At 68.5% G+C, this 4376-nt stretch carries 5 protein-coding genes; 3 read left to right on the top strand and 2 right to left on the bottom strand.

Translation table 11 applies throughout. The features are described from left to right. On the top strand, positions 1-471 hold a 471-nt coding region (locus RI841_RS14795), incomplete at its 5' end, for a phosphatidylglycerophosphatase A (protein WP_405000951.1). Here the strand turns inward: RI841_RS14795 and RI841_RS14790 are convergent. Next, on the bottom strand, positions 459-2399 hold the full coding sequence (locus RI841_RS14790; RefSeq protein ID WP_310706399.1) for an alkaline phosphatase D family protein: 1941 nt from the start codon (positions 2397-2399) through the stop codon (positions 459-461). The two genes, RI841_RS14795 and RI841_RS14790, sit on opposite strands and share 13 nt — an antisense overlap. Positions 2400-2519: 120 nt before the next feature. On the opposite strand from RI841_RS14790, the gene RI841_RS14785 reads away from it, so the two are divergent. Then, positions 2520-3086, top strand: coding sequence for an NnrU family protein (locus RI841_RS14785; RefSeq protein ID WP_310706398.1), 567 nt, complete (start codon positions 2520-2522; stop codon positions 3084-3086). A 91-nt stretch (positions 3087-3177) separates the two neighbouring features. Next, positions 3178-4092 (top strand): cation diffusion facilitator family transporter, encoded by a 915-nt coding sequence (locus RI841_RS14780; protein WP_310706397.1) that lies wholly within the window; start codon positions 3178-3180, stop codon positions 4090-4092. A 15-nt stretch (positions 4093-4107) separates the two neighbouring features. Here RI841_RS14780 and RI841_RS14775 read toward each other — a convergent pair. Next, the coding region (locus RI841_RS14775; RefSeq protein WP_310706396.1) for an ATP-binding protein at positions 4108-4376 on the bottom strand (269 nt) is incomplete at its 5' end.

The raw sequence follows: 4376 nt of genomic DNA, 5'->3' as shown, positions 1-4376 counted from the left end.
GTGGATAACGCACTGATCTGGCTGGCCACCGGCCTCGGCACGGGGCTCTCGCCCTGGGCCTCGGGCACCGTCGGGTCGCTGCTGGGGTTGCCGCTGGCCTGGTGGCTGCTGGGCCGCCCCCGCCGCCTGCAGCTCGCCCTGGTGGCGGCGCTGCTGGTGGCGGCCGTGCCCATCTGCCACCTGGCCGCGGAGGAGCTGGGCCTCAAGGATGACGGGCGCATCGTGCTCGACGAGATCGTCGCCTTCCCGGTGGCGGTGCTGGGCCAGTCGGCGGCGCGCCATCCCGCGGTCCTGGCCGGGGCCTTCGCGGTCTACCGGCTCTTCGATGCCACCAAGCCGCCGCCGGTGAGCCTGGCCGAGGCAGTGCCCGGCGGCGCCGGCATTGTGCTCGACGACAGCGTGGCGGCGGCCATGAGCTGGCTGGTGGTGGCCGGCGGCCTGATGCTGTGGCGGCGGCGTCAGCGCGCCTGATCGCGGGGCGGGAAGGTGACGTCGAAGCCGCGGGCATCGAGTTGGCGGATGTCGCTCGGGCGGCCCTGGTCGTCGAGCTCCACCAGGCCGATGCCGGTACCGTTCCAGAGTCGCTCGCCGGCCTTGGCGCGGTCCGGGTCCCGCGGGGTGATCATCATGCGCCGGCGCTGGGTGAACCAGTTGAGCGGCGAGCGCGGGGCATAGAGCCAGCGGTTCAGGCGGTCGAACCAGTCGAGCAGGGTGTCGGGAAAGGCGTTCTTGAGGCCGCTGGAGGTGACCTGCCAGATCCTCGGTCCCTCTCGGCGGTGGCGGATGTGGATGTCGTAGGCGAAGGAGTAGTGCACGTCGCCGGAGAGGATCACGTAGTGGCCCGGGGTGCGCGAATGGCGGAAGATGTTGAGCATCACGCTGGCCGCGCCGCGGTGGGCCATCCAGTTCTCGGCATCGACCAGCAGGGGCTTGCCGGCCAGGGTGAAGAGCCGCTGGACGGTCTCGATCAGCTTGACGCCGAACATCGGGGCCGGCGAGACGATCACCACCGACGTGGCCCCGAGGATCTGCTGCTGCAGTTCCGACAGCGCCTCCCAGTCCATGAGGCCGGAGGGGCGTTTCGGACTGCGCTCGCTGCGCCAGCGTCGGGTGCGGGTATCCAGCATCACCAGTTTCGGCTCGCCCTCGACCTCCACCTCCCAGCCCTGGAAGCGCAGCAGCCGCTCGATCACGGCGTCCTGCTCCTCCGCGGGCAGCCAGCCCGCTCGGCTGGCTGCCAGGTCGAGCAGTTCGGCGGCCTCGCCCAGCGGCTCGGCCAGGCGGTCCGGGTCGTTGCCCCAGCCCTGGCAGAGCAGGTAGGCGAGCAGGGCGTTGCCGATGATGCGCCGCGAGAAGGGGTGCCCGTAGGCGGTGCGCTCCCAGTCCGCGGTGAGGTTCCAGTCGTCGGTGATGTCGTGGTCATCGAAGATCATCAGCGAGGGCAGGTGGGCCATCACCCGGGCAGCGGCGGGCAGCCCTGCGGCGAAGCGCTCGATGACCGCTTGCTCCTTTCCGAAGCGCGCCGCATGCGCCTCGTCCAGCGCCGGCTCGGATATTTCGACCAGCCGCCAGGGCACCGGTGACCAGGCCAGCAGGTACATGGCGATGACCTCGGCGAAGCTCATCAAGTGGTTGTGGGCATTGGCCGAGGTGAACACCGGCTTGCGCACTCCGCCGAAGAAGCGCTCGCGCAGGTCCTCGCTGCTTTCGATATCCGGCAGCAGCGCCTCGCGTCGGTAGTAGGTGGCGGCGTCCGTGTAGAGGGCCTGGCTGTCGGCCACGGTGGCACCCTCCAGGATCTCGTCGAAGAGCCCCAGGCGGCGGATCAGCGCGTGGATGGCCACCAGCATCGGGCCGGCGACGTCGTCGGCGTAGACCTGGTCGCCGGTCATCAGTAGCCAGGCGGGCCAGGCCTCGGGCGCTTCTCGGCGCTCGGCCAGCCAGGCATCGGCGCGTACCAGGCCGTCGGGGCCGTCATGGTGTGGCCGACGGCAGGAGCCATGGAGCAGGCGGCGGTGGCTGTCGGCCAGCACGAAGGCGGGATATGTGGCGCCCTCGTGCAGCAGGTGGGTCGCCCAGTCAACGATGCCGCGCTCGCCCCCGCCGTCGCTCCCGTCCGGTGCGATCTTCAAATCGTAGTCGATGCGCACGCCGCGGGGCAGGGGCGTGTCGAGGGGCACGTCGATCAGGTGCAGCCAGGCATGTCGGCCCAGCGGCAGCCGCTGCAGGCGGCGCGCGTTGAGGGTCAGGCGGCGCGGCGGGTGTCCGGCAGGGTGCAGCATCAGGCCGAGCTCGAGGGGCCGCGAGCCTACCAGCCAGATCACCAGACGCTCCGCGCTCAGGCGCCGAAGGAGGGGGCCGGCGAGGACCTGGGGCAGAGGAGAAGCACCTCGGGACATGGCAATCCTTTGCGTCAATGGTGCCGCTGCGGCCGACGGCACTGGTCGTGATCGGGTCAACAGACTAGGCTGGCTGCGGTTTCGTTCCACATTGCCCTTTTCCTGATGGAGACTACAACCATGACCGTGATGATACTCGGCCTGCTGATCTTTCTCGGTGTGCACTCGGTGCGCATCCTGGCCGACGACTGGCGAACCGCCCAGATCCAGCGCATGGGCGAGCTGCCCTGGAAGGCAATCTATTCGGTAATCTCGATCATCGGCCTGGCGCTGGCGATCTGGGGCTACGGCCAGATGCGCCTGGACCCGGTGTGGGTCTGGCAGCCCCCCGTAGGCCTGCGCCATGCCGTCTCGCTGCTGATGATTCCCGCCTTCGTGCTGCTGGTGGCGACCTATGTGCCCGGCAACCACGTCAAGGCCAAGCTGGGTCACCCGATGATCATCGCGGTGAAGCTCTGGGCCTTCGCCCACCTGCTGGCCAACGGCCGGCTGGGCGATATCGTCTTCTTCGGGGCCTTCCTGCTGTGGGCCGTGTTCGACTTCCGTGCGGCCCGTCGTCGTCCGCGGCCGGATGCCGCCGCCCCGAGCATGGTCGGCACCATCGCCACCGTGGTGATCGGCCTGGTGGCCTACTACCTGTTCGCCTTCCACCTGCACGTCTGGGTCACCGGCGTGCCGGTGATGTGACCATCGGTTCATTTCATTGACGAGCCTGCGTTGGCGAGAAGCGTGAAGGTTCACCACTGCGTTATGCTGTGAGCCTTCCAAGGGAGGGTTCATGGCTCACGATCACTCGCACCACCACACCGGACACGACAGCCAGCGCAGGCTGTTCTGGGCGATCCTGCTCACCGGCGGCTTCATGGTCGCCGAGGTGGTGGGTGGCATTATATCCGGCTCACTGGCACTGCTGGCCGATGCCGGCCACATGCTCACCGACACCGCCGCCCTGGGGTTGGCGTGGTTCGCCGCCTGGATCAGCCGACGGCCGGCAGATGAGAAGCGCAGTTACGGCTACCATCGGGTGCAGACACTCGCTGCCTTCGTCAACGGACTCACGCTGATCGCCATCGTGGTGTGGATCGCCATCGAGGCAATTCGCCGCTTCATGTCACCGGTGGAGGTGATGGGCATTCCCATGCTGACCATCGCCTTGCTGGGGCTGGTGATCAATGTGGTGGTGTTTGCGATCCTGCATGGCGGAGATCGCGACAACCTCAATATCCGCGGGGCCGCCCTGCACGTGCTGGGCGATCTCCTGGGCTCGGTAGCGGCCATCATCGCCGCCCTGGTGATACTGGCCACCGGCTGGACGCCCATCGACCCGCTGCTCTCGCTGCTGGTGGCGGCGCTGATCCTGCGAAGCGCATGGAAGCTGACTCGGGAGTCCGGCCATATCCTGTTGGAGGGCGCCCCGGACGGCATGGACGCAGCGACGCTGCGCTGCGAGATTCCCGAACAGCTCGAGGCGGTCTGTAATGTGCATCATGTGCATGTCTGGTCACTGACGCCGGGTCGTCATCTGGTATCCCTGCATGCGGCCATCGATGAGGGCGAGGATCACGAGGCTGCGCTGGTGGCGATCAGGGCGCTGCTGGCGGAGCGCTATGGCCTGGATCATGCCACCATCCAGCTGGAGAGCCAGCACTGTTGTGCCGACGAGCCCGAACCCGGCGTGTCCCGCCAGGGTTGATCCGTACCCGCCGCGTCAGTCGGCGGGCTGGAAGAGGCGGTCGGGCAGCCAGACGTGCACCGCCAGGCCGCCGAGACGTGAACGGACAAGCGCCAGGCGGCCGCCGTTGATCTTCACCAGGTCGGCGACGATGGCCAGGCCCAGGCCGTTGCCGGGCCGCTGTTCGTCGAGTCGGGTACCGCGCTCGAGTGCTGCTCGGCGCTGGGCCTCGTCCATGCCCGGCCCGTCATCCTCGATCTCCATCCAGCTGCCTCCGGCATCGTTGCCCCCGCGCACCTCGACTC

Origin of the sequence: Halomonas sp. (assembly GCF_031581305.1) — a bacterium.
GTDB lineage: Bacteria > Pseudomonadota > Gammaproteobacteria > Pseudomonadales > Halomonadaceae > Halomonas.
The sequence above is the reverse complement of the archived record's forward strand: the minus strand, read 5'-3'. Positions and strand labels throughout refer to the sequence as shown.